The organism is Nocardioides mangrovicus, from assembly GCF_003674065.1.
Lineage (GTDB): Bacteria > Actinomycetota > Actinomycetes > Propionibacteriales > Nocardioidaceae > Marmoricola > Marmoricola mangrovicus.
In genome coordinates this window covers 968,524-988,224 of sequence record NZ_RDBE01000010.1, presented here as the reverse complement: position 1 = coordinate 988,224, position 19,701 = coordinate 968,524, and the positions used below count along the sequence as shown (strand labels likewise).

At 72.2% G+C, this 19,701-nt stretch carries 18 protein-coding genes and 1 pseudogene; 6 read left to right on the top strand and 13 right to left on the bottom strand.

What is annotated here, in order from left to right; genetic code table 11:
* Nucleotides 1-20 precede the first annotated feature (20 nt).
* The 6 genes from D9V37_RS19280 to D9V37_RS19255 form a co-directional block, all read right to left on the bottom strand.
* Nucleotides 21-1,181: an LLM class flavin-dependent oxidoreductase gene (locus D9V37_RS19280; RefSeq protein ID WP_232525023.1), complete on the bottom strand. Its 1,161-nt coding sequence runs from the start codon at nucleotides 1,179-1,181 to the stop codon at nucleotides 21-23.
* Nucleotides 1,178-2,539 carry an NtaA/DmoA family FMN-dependent monooxygenase gene (locus D9V37_RS19275; RefSeq protein WP_121807713.1) on the bottom strand — a complete coding sequence of 454 codons (1,362 nt, stop codon included), beginning with the start codon at nucleotides 2,537-2,539 and terminating at the stop codon, nucleotides 1,178-1,180. Before D9V37_RS19275 ends, D9V37_RS19280 begins: the two co-directional genes overlap by 4 nt.
* Nucleotides 2,540-2,548: 9 nt before the next feature.
* Nucleotides 2,549-3,697: an LLM class flavin-dependent oxidoreductase gene (locus tag D9V37_RS19270; RefSeq protein ID WP_198412650.1), complete on the bottom strand. Its 1,149-nt coding sequence runs from the start codon at nucleotides 3,695-3,697 to the stop codon at nucleotides 2,549-2,551.
* Between the two features lie 244 nt (nucleotides 3,698-3,941).
* Complete coding sequence (locus D9V37_RS19265; RefSeq protein WP_121807712.1) at nucleotides 3,942-4,271, bottom strand: ArsR/SmtB family transcription factor; 330 nt, start codon at nucleotides 4,269-4,271, stop codon at nucleotides 3,942-3,944.
* A gap of 36 nt (nucleotides 4,272-4,307) precedes the next feature.
* Nucleotides 4,308-5,399 carry a YihY/virulence factor BrkB family protein gene (locus D9V37_RS19260; RefSeq protein ID WP_121807711.1) on the bottom strand — a complete coding sequence of 364 codons (1,092 nt, stop codon included), beginning with the start codon at nucleotides 5,397-5,399 and terminating at the stop codon, nucleotides 4,308-4,310.
* 20 nt (nucleotides 5,400-5,419) lie between these two features.
* Nucleotides 5,420-6,286 (bottom strand): sigma-70 family RNA polymerase sigma factor, encoded by an 867-nt coding sequence (locus tag D9V37_RS19255; protein WP_232525022.1) that lies wholly within the window; start codon nucleotides 6,284-6,286, stop codon nucleotides 5,420-5,422.
* A 204-nt stretch (nucleotides 6,287-6,490) separates the two neighbouring features.
* Here D9V37_RS19255 and D9V37_RS19250 point away from each other — a divergent pair, with 204 nt between their 5' ends.
* Complete coding sequence (locus D9V37_RS19250; protein WP_121807709.1) at nucleotides 6,491-6,673, top strand: hypothetical protein; 183 nt, start codon at nucleotides 6,491-6,493, stop codon at nucleotides 6,671-6,673.
* 108 nt (nucleotides 6,674-6,781) lie between these two features.
* Here the strand turns inward: D9V37_RS19250 and D9V37_RS19245 are convergent, their stop codons facing one another.
* Nucleotides 6,782-8,359 carry a helicase HerA-like domain-containing protein gene (locus D9V37_RS19245; RefSeq protein ID WP_121807708.1) on the bottom strand — a complete coding sequence of 526 codons (1,578 nt, stop codon included), beginning with the start codon at nucleotides 8,357-8,359 and terminating at the stop codon, nucleotides 6,782-6,784.
* A 38-nt stretch (nucleotides 8,360-8,397) separates the two neighbouring features.
* Here D9V37_RS19245 and D9V37_RS19240 point away from each other — a divergent pair, with 38 nt between their 5' ends.
* Both D9V37_RS19240 and D9V37_RS19235 read left to right on the top strand, forming a co-directional pair.
* Nucleotides 8,398-8,694 (top strand): type II toxin-antitoxin system VapB family antitoxin, encoded by a 297-nt coding sequence (locus D9V37_RS19240; RefSeq protein WP_121807707.1) that lies wholly within the window; start codon nucleotides 8,398-8,400, stop codon nucleotides 8,692-8,694.
* 1 nt (nucleotide 8,695) lies between these two features.
* Nucleotides 8,696-9,220, top strand: a complete 525-nt coding sequence (locus D9V37_RS19235) for a LytR C-terminal domain-containing protein (protein WP_121807706.1) — start codon at nucleotides 8,696-8,698, stop codon at nucleotides 9,218-9,220.
* A 20-nt stretch (nucleotides 9,221-9,240) separates the two neighbouring features.
* Here the strand turns inward: D9V37_RS19235 and D9V37_RS19230 are convergent, their stop codons facing one another.
* Nucleotides 9,241-10,752, bottom strand: a complete 1,512-nt coding sequence (locus tag D9V37_RS19230; protein WP_121807705.1) for a potassium/proton antiporter — start codon at nucleotides 10,750-10,752, stop codon at nucleotides 9,241-9,243.
* Between the two features lie 50 nt (nucleotides 10,753-10,802).
* Between D9V37_RS19230 and D9V37_RS19225 the strand changes: the two genes are divergently transcribed.
* Complete coding sequence (locus D9V37_RS19225) at nucleotides 10,803-12,002, top strand: aminotransferase class I/II-fold pyridoxal phosphate-dependent enzyme (protein ID WP_121807704.1); 1,200 nt, start codon at nucleotides 10,803-10,805, stop codon at nucleotides 12,000-12,002.
* Here D9V37_RS19225 and D9V37_RS19220 read toward each other — a convergent pair.
* The gene (locus tag D9V37_RS19220) at nucleotides 11,992-12,993 is read right to left on the bottom strand and encodes a polysaccharide deacetylase family protein (protein WP_121807938.1); all 1,002 of its coding nucleotides are present in this window, start codon (nucleotides 12,991-12,993) and stop codon (nucleotides 11,992-11,994) included. The two genes, D9V37_RS19225 and D9V37_RS19220, sit on opposite strands and share 11 nt — an antisense overlap.
* Before the next feature lie 137 nt (nucleotides 12,994-13,130).
* Between D9V37_RS19220 and D9V37_RS19215 the strand changes: the two genes are divergently transcribed.
* Both D9V37_RS19215 and D9V37_RS20820 read left to right on the top strand, forming a co-directional pair.
* Nucleotides 13,131-13,634: a hemerythrin domain-containing protein gene (locus tag D9V37_RS19215; protein ID WP_121807703.1), complete on the top strand. Its 504-nt coding sequence runs from the start codon at nucleotides 13,131-13,133 to the stop codon at nucleotides 13,632-13,634.
* 216 nt (nucleotides 13,635-13,850) lie between these two features.
* Nucleotides 13,851-14,105 (top strand): annotated as a pseudogene (locus D9V37_RS20820) (EF-Tu/IF-2/RF-3 family GTPase); the annotation flags it as partial.
* Here the strand turns inward: D9V37_RS20820 and D9V37_RS19205 are convergent.
* From D9V37_RS19205 to D9V37_RS19190, 4 genes are all read right to left on the bottom strand, one after another.
* Complete coding sequence (locus D9V37_RS19205; RefSeq protein WP_121807701.1) at nucleotides 14,086-14,841, bottom strand: enoyl-CoA hydratase family protein; 756 nt, start codon at nucleotides 14,839-14,841, stop codon at nucleotides 14,086-14,088. The pseudogene D9V37_RS20820 and the gene D9V37_RS19205 sit on opposite strands and share 20 nt — an antisense overlap.
* Before the next feature lie 205 nt (nucleotides 14,842-15,046).
* A complete protein-coding gene (locus tag D9V37_RS19200) occupies nucleotides 15,047-16,210 on the bottom strand; it encodes an acyl-CoA dehydrogenase family protein (protein ID WP_121807700.1) in 1,164 nt (387 codons plus the stop codon).
* Nucleotides 16,207-18,087, bottom strand: coding sequence for an acetyl/propionyl/methylcrotonyl-CoA carboxylase subunit alpha (locus tag D9V37_RS19195; RefSeq protein ID WP_121807699.1), 1,881 nt, complete (start codon nucleotides 18,085-18,087; stop codon nucleotides 16,207-16,209). The genes D9V37_RS19200 and D9V37_RS19195 overlap by 4 nt, the downstream gene beginning before the upstream one ends.
* Nucleotides 18,084-19,640, bottom strand: coding sequence for an acyl-CoA carboxylase subunit beta (locus D9V37_RS19190; RefSeq protein ID WP_121807937.1), 1,557 nt, complete (start codon nucleotides 19,638-19,640; stop codon nucleotides 18,084-18,086). Before D9V37_RS19190 ends, D9V37_RS19195 begins: the two co-directional genes overlap by 4 nt.
* Between the last annotated feature and the right edge of the window lie 61 nt (nucleotides 19,641-19,701).

Genomic DNA, 19,701 nt, shown 5'->3' with positions numbered 1-19,701 from the left:
TCGTCGCCGGTTACGTGGTGTCACTTGGTCTGGACTAGGCGGCGGGGCCGGCGGGAGGAGGACCACTCCTCGGCCAGCAGCGCGTAGGAGCGCACCCGGTCGTCGTGGTCGTGGGTGATGGTGGTGACGACGAGCTCGTCGGCGGCGGTGGCGCGCTGGAGCACCTCGAGGCGGTCGGCGACCTGGCCGGGGGTGCCGACGAACTGGGTGTCGACGCGGTCCTGCACCAGCGCGCGGTCCTCCTCGGTCCAGCGCCAGGCGCGGGCCTCGTCGGGGGTGGGGAACGCGATCGCGCCCTCGCCGGTGCGGATGCTGCGCACCCAGAGCCCGTAGCCGGTCGCGAGCTCTCGCGCCTCGGCCTCAGTAGGGGCGACGACGACGTCGGCCGAGACGGCCACGTGCGGCGCGGGCAGCTGCTCCGACGGCTCGAACGCCGCGCGGTAGGCGTGGACCGCCTCGAGCACTCCCGCGGGGTTCACGTGGTAGTTCGCGGCGAACCGCAGGCCGCGCTTGCCCGCCACCTGGGCGCTCTCGCCGCCGCTGCTGCCGAGCACCCACAGCTGCAGCGCCGCCCGCTCGCCGGGCACCACACGCGCCCGCACCCCGGAGTCCGAGCGGTAGCTGCCCTCGATGAAGGCGCTGATGATGTCGGCCTGCTCGCCGTAGTCGGCGCTCTGCGCACCCGGGAGCTGCAGGAGCTCCCTCTGCAAGGCGAACCGCGGCGAACCGGCCAGGGCGGCGAGCGAGACCTTCTCCGGCACCAGCAGCCCCTCGGGGGTACGCCGGTCGACCAGGGGCACGGGCGAGCCGTGCTGCTCGCCGCCGGGCGGTCGGCCCCCGGAGCGACCCAGCCCCAGATCGATGCGGCCCGGGAAGGCGGCGTCGAGCAGGCCGAACTCCTCGACGGTCGACAGCGCCGTGCGGTGGCCCATCTGCACGGCCCCGGCACCGACGCGGATGGTGCTCGTGGCCCCGGCGAGCAGCGCGATGACCACCGCAGGGGCGGTGCCGGCCACGCCGTCGTTGAGGTGGTGCTCGGCCACCCAGTAGCGGGCGTAGCCGAGCCGCTCGGCCTGCTGGGCGAGGTCGACGCTGTGCCGCAGCGCGGTCGGCGCGTCGGAGCCGGAGGCGACCGGCACCAGGTCCAGGACGCTGAGGGGAGCCCGGGACACACCGCTCACGACGCGGCCACTCCCCGCTGCGGGCCCGTCGGCAGCCTGAGGTTCTCGCGCAAGGTCGTGCCCTCGTAAGCGGTGCGGTGGACCCCTCGCTCCTGCAGCAGCGGCACGACGTCGTCGACGAACCGGCTCAGCCCGCCCGGGGTGATGTGCGGGACCAGGATGAAGCCGTCGCTGGCGTCGGCTTGCACGAACTCGTCGATGGTGGCGGCCACGGTCGCCGGGGAGCCGACGAAGGACTGCCGGCCGGTGACGTCGACGATCAGCTCGCGCGAGGACCAGCCGTGGGCCTGCGCCCTCTCGCGCCACTCCCGCGCGATCTCGACCGGGTCGCGGTGGCGGCGTACCGAGGCACGCCCCTGGGAGAACAGGTCGTCGCCCACCACCGGGTCGATGGCCGGCAGCGGTCCGTCGGGGTCGTGGTCGGAGAGGTCGGTGTTCCACAGCTGCTCGAGGAAGGCAATGGCCGTCGCCGGCGAGACCTGCGCCAACCGGACCTCCTGAGCCAGCTCGGCCGCTTCGGCGTCGGTGTCGCCGATGACGAAGGTGGCCGCGGGCAGCACCAGCAGCTCGTCGCGGCTGCGGCCGTGCCGGGCCAGGCGGCCCTTGACGTCGGCGTAGAAGGCCTGCGCCTCGGCCAGCTGGCTGTGGCGGGAGAAGATCGCGTCGGCCGAGGACGCCGCGAACTCGCGGCCCTCCTCGGAGTCGCCGGCCTGGAAGATGACCGGCCGCCCCTGCGGGCTGCGGGGCACCGAGAACCGGCCCTCGATGTCGAAGTGGCGGTCGTGGTGGGCGAACCGGCCCGCGTCCGGTCGCCGCAGGAAGCGGCCGGTCGCCCGGTCGGCCACGACGTCGTCGTCGGCCCAGGAGTCCCAGATCTGCGAGGCCGTCCGCAGGAACGTCTTGGCCCGCTCGTAGCGGTCCTCCTGCGCGAGGTACCCACCGCGACGGAAGTTCTCGCCGGTGAAGGCGTCCCAGCTGGTGACCACGTTCCACGCGGCGCGGCCACCGGAGAGGTGGTCCAGCGAGGCGAACTGCCGAGCCACCTCGTAGGGCTCGTTGTAGGTGGAGTTGATGGTGCCGGTGAGCCCGAGGTGCTCGGTGACCGCGGCCAGCGCGGCGAGCACGGTGAAGGTGTCGGGACGCCCGACGACGTCGAGGTCGTAGATCCGGCCGCCCTGCTCGCGCAGCCCCAGCCCTTCGGCCAGGAAGAGGAAGTCGAACAGGCCCCGCTCGGCGGTCTGCGCCAGCTGCGCGAACGAGCCGAACTCGATGTGGCTGCCCGACTCCGGGTCGCTCCACACCGTGGTGTTGTTGACGCCCGGGAAGTGGGCGGCCAGGTGCACCTGCTTGCGGGTCATCGTCTGCTCCTACGCGGCGTAGCGGTTGCGGGGACGGCGGAGGCCGAGCAGCTCGCCCAGCGAGGCGCCCTCGGGGTAGGCGGTGCGGAACCGGCCCCGTCGCTGCAGCTCGGGCACCAGCGAGCGGGTGATCTCCTCGAGGTCGTGGGGCAGCACGGCCGGGCGGAGCCGGACGCCGTCGAGGCCGGCGTCGTGCCACTGCTCCACCAGGTCGGCCAGGTCGGCGGCGGTGCCGGCGAAGACGTGGGCGTCGGAGGTGAGCTGACCACCGGCGGCGAGGTCGAGGCGGTGCAGCCGCTCGCGCGCCCGGGTCTCGCTCTCCTCGAGCACCACGAGCACGTCGCCCAGCAGCCGCACCCGTCGTCCGGCGACGCCGTCTCGCACGGCCTCGAGCGCTCGCAGCACGTCGGCGGTGCTGCGCGGGGTGACGAAGCCGAGGTCGGCGCTGGTGGCCACCAGCCGCTGGGCGGCGGGCCCGTGGGCGAGCGCGGCGACCACGGGCTGACCCTGGGGCGGGCGCGGCGTGATGGAAGGTCCTCGGACCGAGAACCACTCCCCCTCGAAGTCGACGTAGTGGAGCTTGTCGACGTCGACGAAGCGGCCGGTGGCGGCGTCGCGGATCTCCGCGTCGTCCTCCCAGCTGTCCCAGAGGCGCCGGGTCACCTCGACGTAGTCGTCGGCCTCGGCGAGCGCCTCGCCCGTCGAGGGTGCCTGTCGGCGGCCGATCAGCGCCGCCTCCGCCGGGTCGGTGGAGACCCGCACCCGGACCCCGGCACGCCCGTGGCTGACGTAGTCCAGCGTCGCGACGGCCTTGGAGGTGTGGAACGGCTCGGTGTGGGTGGCCACCACCGTCGGCACCAGGCCGATGTGCTGCGTCAGCGGGGCGACCCGCGCGGCGATCAGGACGGCGTCGAGGCGACCTTGCACCCGATCGGTGCGCGGCTCGTCCTCCTCGGCATCGGCCTGGATCGCCAGCGAGTCCTCGATGGTGACCAGGTCGAGCAGGCCTGCCTCAGCCTCGCGGACCAGGTCGGTCCAGTACGCCGCGCCGAGCAGGTCGCGCGGCCGGGCCGTCGGTTCGCGCCACGCGGCGGGGTGCCAGCCGGCGCCGTCGAGGGCCACGGCGAGGTGGACGAGCGAGCGGGAGGAGGGGGTCACCCGTTCAATGTAGTAGATCGCTAGACTTTAGTGACTACTGACCACGCGCCGGATGTCATCCCGAACGGGCGCGCAGCCGTGCGGGGCGATCCGCACGGCTGCGCTGAGCTCCCCTGGGCACCAGGGTCGATGACCGGTCAGGTCGGCCGTCCGGGCAGCTCACGTCCCACGATACAGAACTTGAAAACATTTTCATATTTGCGGACTGATGTGGAACGTCGCGTCTCGCAGGAGCAGTGGCGGGTCAGTCCAGCGCGGCGGCCGACGGCTCGATGTCGGCCTGGTGCGCGGCCAGCGCCCGCAGGATCCGGCGTCCCGACAGCAGCAGCTCACCGACCTCGGGCACGCTGACGGCGTAGATCACCTCGCCCTCGCGGCGACGCGAGACCACCAGCCCGGTGCGCCGCAGCACCGCGAGCTGCTGGGAGAGGTTGCTCGGCTCGATGGTGATCTCCTCGAGCAGCTCGTGCACGGCATGGTCGCGCTCGCTGAGCAGCTCCAGGATGCGGATCCGGGCGGGATGGCCGAGGGTGCGGAAGAACTCCGCCTTGGCCTGGTAGAGCGGGACCGCCACGCGTGGACCTTTCCAGTTCAGGATCTGAAGAAGTGTTCAGATCCTAGACGTCGACGGCTCCTCGCGCTCCTCCGCCGCGCCCCCGAGGCCGGATCCCTGCTCGGCCTGCGGCTGTTCGCCCGACTGCGTCGCCGCGTCACCGGGGCGCTCGACCTCCTTGTCGAAGGTCACCTGCACGGTCTCGAAGCCCTTGTGCCGCTGCGCCTTGGCGTACGCCGCGTAGGCGCGGCGGTCGGCGTCGGTCAGGCTGACGTTGTCGGTGAACGGCGTCAGCAGCGCCCGCGGCCACAGCCGGCGGGTCAGCACGACGTTGATCTGCAGTCCGACCATCGCCATGTTGATGGCGATGTAGAGCAGCGCAAGCAGCCCGAGCGGCACCGCGAAGGCGGCGGTCAGGTCGTCGGCCCGGTTGAGGATGTGCTTGACGTAGGCGCCACCGGCTCGCTGCAGGACCTGCCACAGCAGCGCCGTGACCAGCGAGCCGGGGAACAGATGCAGCCACTTCTCGCTGCGCTGCATGGCCAGCCGCATCAGCGTCGTCAGCACCACCGCGGTCAGCAGCACCGAGACCAGATCGATGCCCCAGCGCAGTCCGGTGTCGAGCCGTGCGCCGAAGATCTCGGCCGCACCGGAGACCAGGCTGGTCAGCGTGGCGACCACGATCACGACCAGGCCGGCGAGCATGAGCAGCACGGCGGAGTAGAGCCGGGACAAGAACGGGTTGGGGCGGCTGTTGCGCGGGATCGCCCAGGCGACGTGCACCGCGTTCTGGGCGGCGTTCCCGAGCCCGAGGATGCCGTAGAGCGCCACCAGCGAGCCGACGACCACCACCCAGGCGTTGCCCTGGATGCCCTCGGTGGAGGAGAGCTGCTGGCCCACGATCGGGAACTGGCTGACCGTCGAGTCCAGGGCCTTCTGCTTCAGCTCGGGGTTGCCCTGGAGCAAGAACCCGAACACCGAGGAGGAGATCAGCAGCAGCGGCACCACCGAGGCGAAGGCGTAGTAGGTGATGGTGGCGGCCAGGTAGTTGCTCTGGTCGTCGAAGAACTTGTAGGTGACGCCGAGCGGGAAGCCGACCACGGTGTGCCGACGCTGGAAGCCGTCGATCCGGTCGGCGTAGCTGGCCACGAGTCGAGGCTACGTGCAGGTCAGAGCGGTTCGACGACCATCCTCTCGAGCCGCTCGGAGTCGCCCACCTGCTCCAGGGCCCTCACCACCCCGTCGGCGACCTCGAAACAGAAGGCCACGCGCAGCACGCCGCCCTGCCACCACGCGGCGCCGGGCACGCCGTCGATGAGCGCCATCCGGGCGGCGTAGGCGCGTCCGTGGAACATCCGCGCCACCGGTTCGGGCCCGCTGACCTGGGCCACGCCGCCCATCGCGACGATGGTCGCGTCGGCCCGCAGCTCCACGTCGGGGGCCAGCAGCTGCAGCAGGTCGGCGAACTCGCCCTCGCGCGCCGCGGCCAGGAAGGCGGCGACGACGTCGCGCCGGGCCGGGGAGTCGGGCGCCTCGCCGGCGGTCGGGGCCTGGCCCCGCACCCGGCGCCGGCCCCGGCTGGCGTACTGGCGCGCCGCGGCGGGACTCGATCCGAGGATCTGCGCGACCTGGTCGAAGGGCACGCCGAACAGGTCGTGCAGGACGAAGGCCAGCCGCTCGAGGGGACTCAACGTCTCGAGCACGACTCCGAGCGCGGCCCCGACGGAGTCGGCCAGCTCGACCGACTCGGCCGGATCGGGCACCACCGCGAGCGCCGGCACCTGCTCGGTCGGCTGCTCGGGACGCGTGGCCCGGCGGCGCAGCTGGTCCAGACAGATGCGCGAGACCACCGTGGTCAGCCAGCCGCCGAGACTCTCGATGACCTCGCCCCGCTCGTCGCTGCGCGAGAGCCGCAGCCAGGCCTCCTGCACGGCGTCCTCAGCCCCTCCGCAGGGCCCCAGCAGCCGCTGCGCCACCACTCGCAACCGGTCGCGGTGGGCCTCGAAGGCCTCCGCGAGCAGCACCTGGTCGGCCACGCCCTCACCTTGCCCCATACCGACCCGACGCAGGCGACGCCGAGGACGTGACGGCCGGGGTCAGCGCCGAAGATCGTCGGCCAGAGGACGTCGAAAACGGAATTTGATCGTTAGAAGGAGTTTCACAGCGCGTTCACCGGGCACAACATCGGCGAAACACGGTTTGTGCACTCTCGGGATTCACCCGCACGACAGGAGCCCACCATGACGCTCACCGTTCCCGCCGAGAAGACCGTCACCGCCTTCGCCGCGGACCCCTCCCAGGCCCGTGACCGGGCCACGCGCAGCGTCGGCGGCATCGCCAAGCTGTTCGCCGCCCGTCCCGAGCTGCGCGGCGTGCTCGCCTCGGCCGACCTCGCCGACGACAACATCCGCTGGAGCGCCTGAGCCGCGACCCTCGAGGTGGGCGGTCGCCAAAGTCCCACACTTGCGAAGGCGTGAGACCACCGCGGCCGTTTTGTCCGCACCACATCTTCGCAAGTGCGCGACTTTGGTTCACCGCCGCCGACGAGCCGTCCCGAAGATGCCCCGCACGATCTCCCGGGTCGCGGTCCGCATCACCTGCTTGAACGCGGTCGAGGTTACGACCTCCTCGACCATGCTCTTCTGTGCCTTCTGACGGGGTGCCCTGGGTGCCTTCGGGACCGGTACGTGGTGCTCGGCCGGCTGCTCGTGCTCGGCCGCGCTCGCGCCGGCGTCGAGCTTCTTGGCCAAGATCTCCTGGGCCGACTCCCGGTTCAGGGCGGTGGCGTACTTCGCGTTGATCGGTGAGGCGGCCACGGCGGCCTGCAGGGCCTCGGCGGGCGCGGCGGCCATCAGTGACTGCGGCGCTCGCAGCCGGGTCCAGGCCACCGGGGTCGGCGCGCCGCGCTCGTCCATCACGGTCACGATCGCCTCGCCGATGCCCAGCGAGGTGATGACCGCGCCGAGGTCGGCGTACTGCGAGGTCGGGTAGGTACCGACGGTGGCCTTGAGCGCCTTCGCGTCGTTCGGGGTGTGGGAGCGCAGCTGGTGCTGCACCCGGGAGCCGAGCTGGGCCAGCACGTCGTCGGGCACGTCGGTGGGCGACTGGGTCACGAAGAACACGCCCACCCCCTTGGATCGGATGAGCCGCACCGTCTGCGCCACCGAGGCCAGGAACGCCTTGGAGGCGTCGGCGAAGAGCAGGTGGGCCTCGTCGAAGAAGAAGACGAGCGTGGGCTGGTCGGTGTCGCCCACCTCGGGCAGGTCGTGGAACAGGTCGGCCAGCAGCCACATCAAAAAGGTCGAGAACACCGCAGGCCGGTCCTGCAGGTTGGGCAGCTCCATCAGCGAGATGACGCCGCGGCCGTCGGCGGTGGTGCGCAGCAGGTCGGTGGTGTCGAACTCGGGCTCGCCGAAGAAGGAGTCGGCGCCGGCGTCGGAGAACGCGATGAGCTCGCGCAGCAGCACGCCCGCGGTGGCCGGCGAGAGGCCGCCGAGACCCTTGAGGTCGGCCTTGCCCTCCTCGGAGACGAGGTAGGAGATGACCGCGCGCAGGTCGGCGAGGTCCAGGAGCGCGAGGCCGGCCTGGTCGGCGTAGTGGAAGACCAGCCCCAGCGAGGACTCCTGGGTGTCGTTGAGGCCGAGCACCTTGGCCAGCAGCGTCGGGCCGAAGGAGGTCATCGTGACGCGCACCGGCGTCCCGGCTCCGCCCGGCAGCGCACCGAGGGCGTAGAACTCGCAAGGCGCGGCACTCGGGGTCCAGGTCTGGCCTACCGAGGCCGCCCGCGCCACCACCTTGTCGCCGCCCTGCCCGGGTTGGGAGAGGCCGGAGAGGTCGCCCTTGAGGTCGGCGGCGAAGACGGGCACCCCGTGGGCGGAGAGCTGCTCGGCGAGCAGCTGCAGCGTCTTGGTCTTGCCGGTGCCGGTGGCGCCGGCCACCAGGCCGTGCCGGTTGAGCATGCCGAGTGGGATCTTGATGTGGACGTCGGTGAGGTGCTCGGCGTCGAGCATCAGCCCGCCGAGCTCGAGCGCCGGTCCCTCGAAGGCGTAGCCCGCGGCGACGGCCTGGCTGAGGGGATCGGTGCCGGGCGCCGGGGCCGAGTCGCTCATGGACGGCAGTATGGCCCGACTCCTTTATCGTGTGCCCCGTGATCTTCAAGCGCGTCGGTGACGACCGGCCGTATCCCGAGCACCGGCTGGGTGCGAAGGAGTGGGCCGCGCTGCCGCCGCGGACGGTGCGACTCGACGAGCTGGTCACGACGAAGGACACGTTGCAGCTGGCGGCCCTGCTCGATGAGGACTCGACCTTCTACGGCGACCTGTTCGCCCACGTCGTGGACTGGCAGGGCGACCTCTACCTCGAGGACGGCCTGCACCGCGCACTGCGCGCCGCGCTCCAGCAGCGCAACGTCCTGCACGCCCGCGTCCACGTGATCGCGAGCTGACGTGGCGGCCAAGCTGCGCACCGCGCTCACGCTGACCGTGCTCACGGTCGTGCTCGTCGTCATGCTCGTCGTGGGTTGGAACTCCGCCACCGCGTCGTTCCCCTCGCTCGGGGCCAGCTCCTCCAGCAAGGCCGACACCTGCACCAACAAGCGCGTCACCAAGCGAATCCTGCGCACCCAGGTGACGGTGAGCGTCTACAACGGCACGAACCGCAAGGGGTTCGCCAACACCACCATGAGCGCGCTGGAGAACCGCGGGTTCAAGGTCGGCGCCCTGGGCAACGCGCCGGCCTCGCTGGTGCGCGACGGCGTGCAGGTGCTCACCGTGGTCAAGGACGACCCGCGCGCCGTGCTGGTCGCCCGGCAGTTCAAGCCGACCGCCACCGTGCGGGTGGTCGAGACGGTGCAAGGCCCCGGGATCAACGTCGTGATGGGCCGCGGGTCGACCCGGCCGGCCAGCGGCGCCCCGCAGGTCTACAAGCTGCCCAAGCCGGTCGTCACCTGCCTGGACAAGACGACGAACTAGGCCTGAGGACGCCTCCGGAGCTACCCGGGCTCGTCGTCGGGAACGCCCCGGCCCAGCCAGTGGGCCAGACGCCCACCCAGCGAGACCTCGCGCAGCCGACGCTCGGTGGCCTCTCGGGCTCGCCGGGGGGTCACCACCAGCAGGTCGTCGTCACGGCGCAGCACCGTGCGTCGCTCGGGCGCCAACGCGCGCCCCTCGCGCACCACCAGCGCCACCGAAGCGCCCGCCGGCAGCCGCAGCTCGCCGATCTCGACCCCGTGCAGCCGCGAGACCGGTGAGATCCGCAGCTGCAGCAGGTCGGCCGCGATGCGCTCCAGTGGCGCGGCCTCGACGTCGAGGTCTCGCGGCTCGTTGCGCAGGGCGACCCCCAGCCACCGGGCCGCCAGCGGCAGGGTCGGTCCAGTGAGCAGCGTGTAGACGACGGCGAGCACGAAGACGATGTCGAAGAGCTGCTTGGAGCCCGCCACCTGCTCCGAGAGCGGGATCGTGGCCAGCACGATGGGCACCGCGCCACGCAAACCGGCCCAGCTGATGAACGACAGCTCGCGCCACCCCAGTGGCTGCACGACGGCGCTGACCCAGACCGAGACCGGTCGCGCGACCAGCGTCAGCACCAGGCCGGCGGCCACCGCGATGCCGACGGTGTCGAGGTGGATGCGGCCCGGTGAGACCAGCAGCCCGAGCATGATGAACAGCCCGATCTGGGCGAGCCAGGCCAGTCCCTCGGCGAACGAGCGGGTGGCGCCGCGGTGGGGCAGCTCGGTGTTGCCCAGCACCAGTGCGGCGACGTAGACCGCGGCGAACCCGGACGCGTGCACAGTCGCGGAGCCGGCGTAGGCCAGCGTCGCCAGCGCGAGGACCGCCAACGGGTAGAGGCCCGAGGAGGGCAGCGCCACGCGGCGCATCAGCCACGCGCCGCCGCCGCCGACGACCAGCCCGATGGCGACGCCCCCGACGAGCTCGCTGACGATGATGGCCGCGAATCCGCCGACGGAGTGGTGCACCCCGGCGCTGATGACGGTGACCAGCACCACCGTGGGCGCGTCGTTGAGACCCGACTCGGCCTCCAGCGCACCGCTGAGCCGGCTGGGCAGCGGCACCCGGCGCAGCACGGAGAACACCGCGGCGGCGTCGGTGGGCGAGGTGACCGCGCCGAGCAGCACCGCCACCTGCCACGGCTGGCCGAGCACGTAGTGGGCGAACAGGGCCACCAGGGCGACGCTGACCCCGACGCCGAGGGTGGCCAGCGACAGACCGAGCCGGATCACCGGGCGCAGCTTGGGCCAGGGGGTGGTCAGACCGCCCTCGGCCAGGATCACGACGAGAGCGGCGAAGCCCAGTGCGTGCGCGAGCTCGGCGTCGTCGAAGCGCAGCCCCAACCCGGACTCGCCCAGTCCGACGCCGATGAGCAGGTAGACCAGCAGCGTCGGCAGACCCACTCCGACCGAGAGCCGCACGGCCAAGATGGCCAACAGCAGCACGGCCGCCCCGACCAGGAGGAACTGGTCGAGCTGGTGCACGTCGAGTGTCACGGGAGGGCCTCGGCGGTCGTGGGCGGTGAGGCTGATTCTAGTGTCGGCGGATGGACCAGCGACTCCAGGTGGCCAGCCGGGCGAACGTGCCGCCCTTCCACGTGATGGACCTGCTCGCCGCGGCCAACGCCCGCGCCGCCTCTCACGGCGACCTGCTCAACCTGGTGGCGGGCCAGCCCTCGACCGGCGCGCCCGAACCCGTGCTGGCCGCGGCCCGGCGGCTGCTGGAGCCCGGGGCCGGTCCGCTCGGCTACACCGAGGCGGTCGGCATCCCGGCCCTGCGAGCCGCGATCGCCGAGCACCACCGCCGGTTCTCCGGGCTGGACTGCAGCGCCGACGACGTGGTCGTCACCACCGGCTCCTCCGGCGGCTTCCTGCTGGCCTTCCTCGCCGCCTTCGAAGCCGGCGACCGCGTCGTGATGGCCCGGCCCGGGTACGCCTGCTACCGCAACGTGCTGCGCGCACTCGGCGTCGAGGTGGTGGAGATCGACTGCGGGCCGCAGACCCGGTTCCAGCCCACCGTCGAGCAGCTCGCGGCCGTGTCGGGCCCGGTGCACGGGCTCGTGGTGGCCTCGCCGGCGAACCCCACCGGCACCATGCTGCTGCCGGCCGAGCTGGCGGCGCTCGCGACGTGGTGCGAGGAGAACGGGGTCCGGCTGGTCAGCGACGAGATCTACCACGGCATCGAGTACGGCACCGGGGACAGCACCGGGGACGGCGCTGATCCGCTGCGGTCCAGCGCCTGGCTGAGTAGTCGGTCAGCGGTGGTGTTCGGGTCGTTCTCGAAGTACTTCTCGATGACCGGCTGGCGACTGGGCTGGATGCTCGTGCCGCAGGACCTGCGGCGCCCGGTCGACGTGCTGACCGGCAACTTCACCATCTGCCCGCCCGCGCTGGCCCAGCACGCGGCGCTGGCGGCCTTCGAGCCCGCGTCGTACGCCGAGCTCGACGGCCATGTCGCCCGGTACGCCGAGAACCGCGCCGTCCTGCTCGAGGGACTGCCCCGGCTCGGCCTCGACCGGCTCGCGCCCGCCGACGGTGCGTTCTACGTCTACGCCGACGTCGGCCACCTCACCGACGACACCCACACCTGGTGCCACCGGCTGCTGGCCGAGACCGGGGTCGCCACCGCGCCCGGCGTCGACTTCGACACCGCCCGCGGGAACGAGTTCGTCCGGTTCTCCTTCGCCGGCACGCCGGCGGAGATGACCGGGGCGCTGGACCGTCTCGAGTCGTGGCTCAGCCGGTGATCGTGGCCGTCAGCGTCGTCGCGGTGGGCTGCAGCCCGGTGGGGTGCTCCACCCGCACGGTGAAGGCGCCACCGGGACCGGTGGCCGCCACCGGCACCCGCACGATGGCGTAGCTGACGCCGCGGGCGAAGCGCACCACCGTGTCGAGGCGGGTGTAGGCCGCGCCGGCGCGGGCGGTGCCGTCGACGCTGACGAGGCGGACGCTGGTGGGCACGGTGGTGGGCTTGTCCAGCCGCAGCACCACCGCCACCGGGCGTGCCCCCTCACGGCCGTCGAGCACGGTGGCCCGCAGCAGCGGCTGCGGCGGCTGCGGGGTGCCGTCGGTGCCGAGCGCGGCGAAGCAGTACCCGCGGTGGCGGGCGGCGCGGACGATGCGGGGCACCGCGCGTACGGAGGCCGGCGAGTTGTCGACCCCGTCGTGCTGCAGCACGACGTTGGACCGTCCCGGCACCAGCTGGGCCAGCACCGAGGCCGTGATCCGCGCGCTGCCGCCGCCGCGCCAGTCGCCGGAGTCGACGTTCCACAGCACCGGCACCAGGCCGTGGGCCGCGACGACCTGGTCGACGCGCGCGCTGACGGCGCCGTAGGGCGGGCGCAGCAGGTTCCCGGGCCGCACGTGGGCGCGCCGGAACGCCCGCTGGGTGAGCACCACCTGGCGCCGGATGCCGGGTTTGCGCAGCCGCGCCAGGTCGGGGTGGCTCCAGGAGTGGTTCTCCACGGCGAACCCGTGCGCGGCGACGAACCGCGAGAGCGCCGGGTGGGCGGCCACGTGCTCGCCGATCTCGAAGAAGGTGGCCGGCACGCCGAGCCGTCGCAAGGAGCGCACCAGCGGCTTGGTGGTGCCCGGCCGCGGACCGTCGTCGAAGGTGAGGGCCACCAGGCCCTTCGAGCAGGCACCGCGGCTGTGGCCGTGCTCCTGGGTGACCGGCGCTGCCGGAGCGGGTACCGCAGCCGGCGCGGTGCCCTGCTGGAGGACGAACGTCGCCGCCATCGCCATCACGGTCGAGCCGAGAGTCCCCCTGAACCACGCACGCACGTCCGCATGATCGCCTCGGTGGGCACCGCCGATGCGGCAGGCTCGCCGTCGGACCCGGTTATCCCTGCCTGGTAACGGGTACGACGGCGGACATGGTCGACATCATCGAGCTGATCTACGAGGACCACGTGTGGTTCCGCCGCTACTTCTTCTACCTCGACGCCGCGCGCACCGACGAGGAGCGGGCCGCGATCTGGGAGCCGCTCGCCAGCCGGCTCGACGCGCACGCCCAGGCCGAGGAGGAGATCTTCTACCCCGCCCTGCTCCAGGAGGCCGAGCACGGCGACCCGGAGGAGGAGACCGACGACGCCATCGGCGACCACAACGACATCCGCGACGCCGTACGCGCCTCCCGCTCGGCGAGCGTCGGCAGCGAGGAGTGGTGGAAGGCGGTCACGAAGGCCCGCGAGGCCAACGGGGAGCACCTCGAGGAGGAGGAGCGCGAGGGCATGACCGGGGTGATCCGCGACGTCTCGCTCGAGGAGCGCCACGACATGGGGATGCGCTGGCTGCAGTTCTACGCCGTCCACTGGGGTGGCGCCGGGGTGGACGACTCCGACAAGGACCCGGAGGAGTACATCGCGGAGAACAGCTGAGGCCGGGGCTGCCGTAACTCGGGTTGGGTCGTCCGCCTGGCACGTGGGCACACTGCGACCATGGGATGGAAGTTCTGGCGGAGCGAGAAGTCCGACGCCGAGGTCAGCCTCGAGCGGCTGCAGGCGGGGATGGCCGACCCGACGCCCGTGCCGCCGGCGTCGACCGGTGACGCTGCGAGCGCTCCCGGTACGAGCCCCGCCGGGTCGCCGTCGGGGTTCGAGATGCCGATCGAGGACGTCTTCACCATCACCGGCCGCGGCACCGTGGTCACCGGGACCGTCGCCCTCGGCACGGTGCGCGTGGGCCAACAGGTCGCGGTGCGCAGGCTCACCGGGGGCAGCCCGTTGCCCACGACCGTGACCGGGATCGAGGCGTTCCGCAAGCTGCTCGACGAGGCGGGTGTCGGCGACAACGTCGGGCTGCTGCTGCGCGGCGTCGACCGCGCCGACGTCAACCGCGGGGACGTCGTGACCGGCTGAGGAACGCCGCCATCGCCTCCTTGGCCGCCTCGCTTCCGAACAGCCGGGCCGACAAGGTGGCCATGTCCTGCGCGCCGGCGTCGATGCGCTCGAGCAGCGGGGCCGAGAGCAGCGCCTTGGTCTCGCGCAGCCCCTGGGGATGGGCCTGGGTGAGCTCGTCGCACATGTCGGCCACCACGGCGTCGAGCTCGCCGGCCGGCACCGCGCGGGTGACCAGCCCCATCGCCGCGGCCTCGGCGGCGTCGAAGGTGCGTCCGGACAAGAACGTGTCCGACGCCGCGCGCGCGGTCAGGCGCGGCAGCACCGTCAGACTGATCACCGCGGGCGCCAGCCCCAGCCGGGACTCGGTGAAGGCGAAGGTGACGTCGTCGGCGCAGATCGCGACGTCGCTGGCCGCGACGATGCCCAGGCCGCCCGCGCGCACGGGGCCGGCGATCCGGGTGACGACCGGCTTGGGGTGGGCGACGATGCGCCGCTGCATCTCCACCATCGAGCGCGCCCCCTCCTCCATGCCCTGGCTACCGGCCTCGGAGAGGTCCGCGCCCGAGCAGAACACCCGGTCGGCGCTGCGGATCACGACCACCACCGACGCGTCGGCGGCCGCCGTGTCGAGGTGGTCGAACAGCTCGCGCACCAGCTGCTGCGACAGCGCGTTGCGGTTGTGCGGCGAGTCGAGCGTGATGGTGCCGACGGCGTCGGTCACCTCGTAGTGGACGAGCTCGGTCATGTGTCCTCCCTTGCGCCAACTGCACACTTGCGCACCTGGCACGTCACACGCGCCCCAACCGGCGCGCCGTCTTTCGCAAGTGTGCAGTTGGCGCACCGTCGGGACCCGACCCCCACAACTCCACACTTGCGCAGCAATTCCAGCGGTCAGCCCGATTTGTCCGGGCCACAACTGCGCAAGTGCGCGACTTTGGCGATCGCACCCCTCAGTACGACTTCGGCAGCCCGAGCGAGTGGGACCCGACGAAGTTGAGGATCATCTCGCGGCTGACCGGGGCGATCCGGCCGGCCCGGGCGGCGACGAGGAGGCCGGCCACGCCGTACTCCTGGGTGATCCCGTTGCCGCCGTGGGACTGGACGGCGCGGTCGGCGGCGTCGCAGGCGGCCTCGGCGGCGGCGTACTTGGCCATGTTGGCCGCCTCGCCGGCCTCGTTGTCCTGGCCGGCGTCGTAGAGCGCGGCGGCCTTCTGGGTCATCAGCCGGGCCAGCTCGATCTCGATCTTCGACTGCGCCAGCGGGTGCGCCAGGCCCTGGTGGGCGCCGATCGGGGTGCCCCAGACCTCGCGCTGCTTGACGTACGCCGTCGCGCGGTCGAGGGCGAACCGCGCCAGGCCGGTGGAGAACGACGCCGCCATGATGCGCTCGGGGTTCAGCCCGGCGAAGAGCTGCGCCAGCCCCCCGTTCTCGTCGCCGACCAGGGCGTCGGCCGGCAGCCGGACGTCGTCGATGAACACCTGGAACTGCTGCTCGGGGGAGACGATCTCCATCGGGATCGGCGTGAACGACAGTCCGGGCGCGTCGGTGGGGACCACGAAGAGACAGGGCTTGAGCTTGCCGGTGCGCTCGTCGGCGGTGCGGGCGACGACGAGCACGTTGGCCGCCTCGTCGATCCCGGAGATGTAGATCTTCTGGCCCTTGAGCAGCCACTCATCGCCGTCGCGGCGGGCGGTCGTGGTGATCATGTGGGAGTTCGTACCGGCGTCGGGCTCGGTGATGGCGAAGGCCATCGTCTCGGTGCCGTCGGCGATGCCGGGCAGCCACCGCTGCTTCTGCTCGTCCGTGCCGTACTTCGCGATCACGGTGCCGTTGATCGCCGGGGACACGACCATCATCAGCAGCGGGCAGCCCTGCGCCGCGAGCTCCTCGCACACCGCGGCGACGTCGCCGATGCCGCCGCCCCCGCCGCCGTACTCCTCCGGCAGGTTGACCCCGAGGTAGCCGGCCTTGCCGATGGCCAGCCACAGCTCGGTGGTCTTCTCCCCCGACCGCGCCTTCTCGACGAAGTACTCCCGCCCGTAGGTCGAGGCCAGCTTCGCGACCTGCTTGCGTAGCTCCTGACGCTCGTCGGACTCCGTGTAACCCAGGCTCATGGCGACTCCACCACCGCTAGTACCTCCCCGGCCGCGACCTGCGACCCGGGCCCCACCTCGAGCTGTGCGACGACGCCGTCGGCCGGCGCGCTCACCGTGTGCTGCATCTTCATCGCCTCGAGCACCAGCACCGGCTGCCCGGCGCCGACGCTGTCGCCGGCGGCCACCGCCACGCTCACCACGGTGCCCGGCATCGGCGCCAGCAGCGAACCGGGCGCCACCACATCGGCGGGGTCGACGAACCTCGGGCTCCGCTCCAGGCGCAGGTGGCCCTCGGGTCCGTCGACGTCATACGAAGTGGTCGTTGACGCAGCCACCTCGTATGACGTCCGCACGCCGTCGTGCTCCAGCGTCACCGTGGTCGGCGAGGCCGAGACCACGTCGTAGCCGTCGACCGCGAAGCCGTCGCGGGTGCCCCACCACTCGACCGCGACGCCCTCGAACTCGGTGCGCTGCGGCTGGCTGGGCACGTTGCGCCACCCCACCGGGATGCCGCGCTGCGTGGGGCGAGACGCCGCCTGCGCCGAGGCGATCGCCAGCGCCGCCGCGACCGCGTACGGCTGGGGATCGGGCGCGGGAGCGGCCAGGTCGAAGGAGTCGAGGAACGCCGTCGAGAGCGGCCGGTCGAGGAACTCCTCGCTGCGCAGCACCCGCACCAGCAGGTCGCGGTTGGTGCGGACCCCGTGGATCCGCGCCCGCTCCAGGACCCCGGCCAGCCTCCTCGCCGCCGAGCGGCGGTCGGGCCCGTGGGCGACGACCTTGGCCAGCATCGCGTCGTAGAAGGTCGCGATCTCGCAGCCGGCCGCGTACCCCGCGTCGACCCGCACCCCGTCCTCGAGCGGGATGTCGAACGCCGACAGCACACCGCTCTGCGGCCGGTAGTCCTCGGCCGGGTCCTCGGCGTAGAGCCGGACCTCGATGGCGTGACCGCGTGGGTTCGGCACGAGCGCCAGGGCGCGTCGGGAAGGCTCGGCGGACTCGATCTGCAGCGCGACCAGGTCGAGTCCGGTGGTCATCTCAGTCACGGGGTGCTCCACCTGAAGCCGGGTGTTCATCTCCAGGAACCAGAACCGGTCGGCCGACTCGTCGTACAGGAACTCCACCGTGCCGACGCCGCGGTAGCCGATAGCCTCGGCGGCCCTGCGGGCCGCGCCGAACATCTGCGGCTCGGTCTCACCCCACAGGTCGAGCGCCGGCGCCTCCTCGATCACCTTCTGGTGCCGGCGCTGCACCGAGCAGTCCCGGCTGCCCAGCACGGAGAGGTTCCCGCCGGCGTCGCCCCAGACCTGCACCTCCACGTGACGCCCACGCTCGACGTAGGGCTCCACGAAGACCGTGCCGTCGCCGAAGGCCGACTCCGCCTCGGCCCGCGCCGCCGCCAGCTCCGCCTCCATCGACGAGGCCGAGCGGACGATCCGCATCCCACGCCCGCCGCCGCCTGCCGAGGCCTTGACCAGCACCGGGAACTCCCCCTCGACGGCGTCGAGCACCGGCACACCGGCGGCCCGCATCAGCTCCTTGGCGCCCACCTTCGAGCCCATGGCCTCGATGGCCGACGGCGGTGGCCCGACCCAGGTGAGCCCGGCGTCGATCACCGCCTGCGCGAACTCAGCGCTCTCGGAGAGGAACCCGTAGCCGGGGTGCACCGCGTCGGCGCCGGAACGGCGCGCGGCGTCGATGAGGAGGTCGGCGCGCAGGTACGTCTCGGCCGGTGCGGCGCCCGGCAGCCGGACGGCGTGGTCGGCCTCGGCGACGTAGGGCAGCGCGGCGTCGGGGTCGGAGTGGACGGCGACGGTCGAGATGCCGAGCGAGCGGCAGGTGCGGAAGACCCGTGAGGCGATCTCGCCGCGGTTGGCGACCAGCAACCGGCGAATCATCTGAACACCCCGTAGCCCGCGCCGCCTGTCCACGACGACTGCGCGATCACCGAGAGGCAGATGCCGAGCACGGTCCGGGTGTCGCGGGGGTCGATGACGCCGTCGTCGTAGAGCATCCCGGACAGGAAGTAGGGCAGGCTCTGCTCCTCGATCTGGCTCTCCACCAGCTGCTTGATCCCGGCGAACTCGGCCGCGTCGAAGGTCTGCCCCTTCGACTCCGCGGACTGGCGCGCCACGATCTCCATGACGCCGGCCAGCTGCGCCGGCCCCATCACCGCGGACTTGGCCGAGGGCCAGGTGAACAGGAACCGCGGGTCGTAGGCGCGGCCGTTCATGCCGTAGTTGCCGGCGCCGTAGGAGGCGCCCATGATCACCGCCAGGTGGGGCACCGAGGAGTTGCTGACGGCGTTGATCATCTGCGCGCCGTGGCGGATGATCCCGCCCTGCTCGTACTCCGCGCCGACCATGTAGCCGGTGGTGTTGTGCAGGAACAGCAGCGGGGTGTCGACCTGGTTGGCCAGCTGGATGAACTGCGTGGCCTTCTGGGCCTCCTGGCTGAACAGCACCCCCTGGGCGTTGGCCAAGATCCCCACCGGGTGGCCGTGGATCCGTGCCCATCCGGTGACCAGCGAGGGACCGTAGAGCGGCTTGAACTCGTCGAAGACGGCACCGTTCGACGCGCTGACTCCGTCGCAGATGCGCGCGACGACCTCCCGCGGGTCGAACGGCTCCTTGAGGTCGGCCGGGATGAGGTCGAGCAGCTCCTCGGGGTCGGCGTCAGGCTCAGCAACGTCATACGAGGTGGTCGTCGGAACCGCCGGGGCGTATGACGTCAGCCGGGCCACGATCCGGCGGCCGATGCGGATCGCGTCGCGCTCGTCGGCGGCGAGGTAGTCGGCCAGCCCGGAGGTGCGGGCGTGCATCTCGGCGCCGCCCAGGGACTCGTCGTCGGACTCCTCGCCGGTGGCCATCCTCACCAGCGGCGGGCCACCGAGGAACACCTTGGCCTGCTCCTTGACCATCACGGTGTAGTCGCTCATCCCGGGGATGTAGGCCCCGCCCGCGGTGGAGTTGCCGAAGACCAGCGCGATGGTGGGGATCTTGGCCGCGCTGTGCCGCGTGATGTCGCGGAACGTCTTGCCACCCGGGATGAAGATCTCCTTCTGGGTGGGCAGGTCGGCGCCACCGGACTCCACCAGCGCGATCACCGGCAGCCGGTTCTCCGCGGCGATCTGGTGGGCGCGGAAGCTCTTGCGCACGGTCCAGGGGTTGCTCGCGCCGCCCTTGACCGTCGGGTCGTTGGCGACGATCACGCTCTGGACGCCCTCGACGACGCCGACGCCGGTGACCAGCGAGGCGCCGACGACGAAGTCCGTGCCCCAGCCGGCCAGCGGCGAGAGCTCCAGGAACGCCGACCCCTCGTCGATGAGCAGCTCGATGCGCTCGCGCGGCAGGAGCTTGCCGCGGGCGTGGTGCCGCTCGACGTAGCGCTCCCCGCCGCCGGCGACGGCCTTGGCGTTCTCGGCCTCGAGCGACTCGAGCTTCTCGAGCATGACCAGACGGTTGGTCACCTCACCGCCTCCTCTCCGCTTCAGGGGTTTCGACACGCTCCGT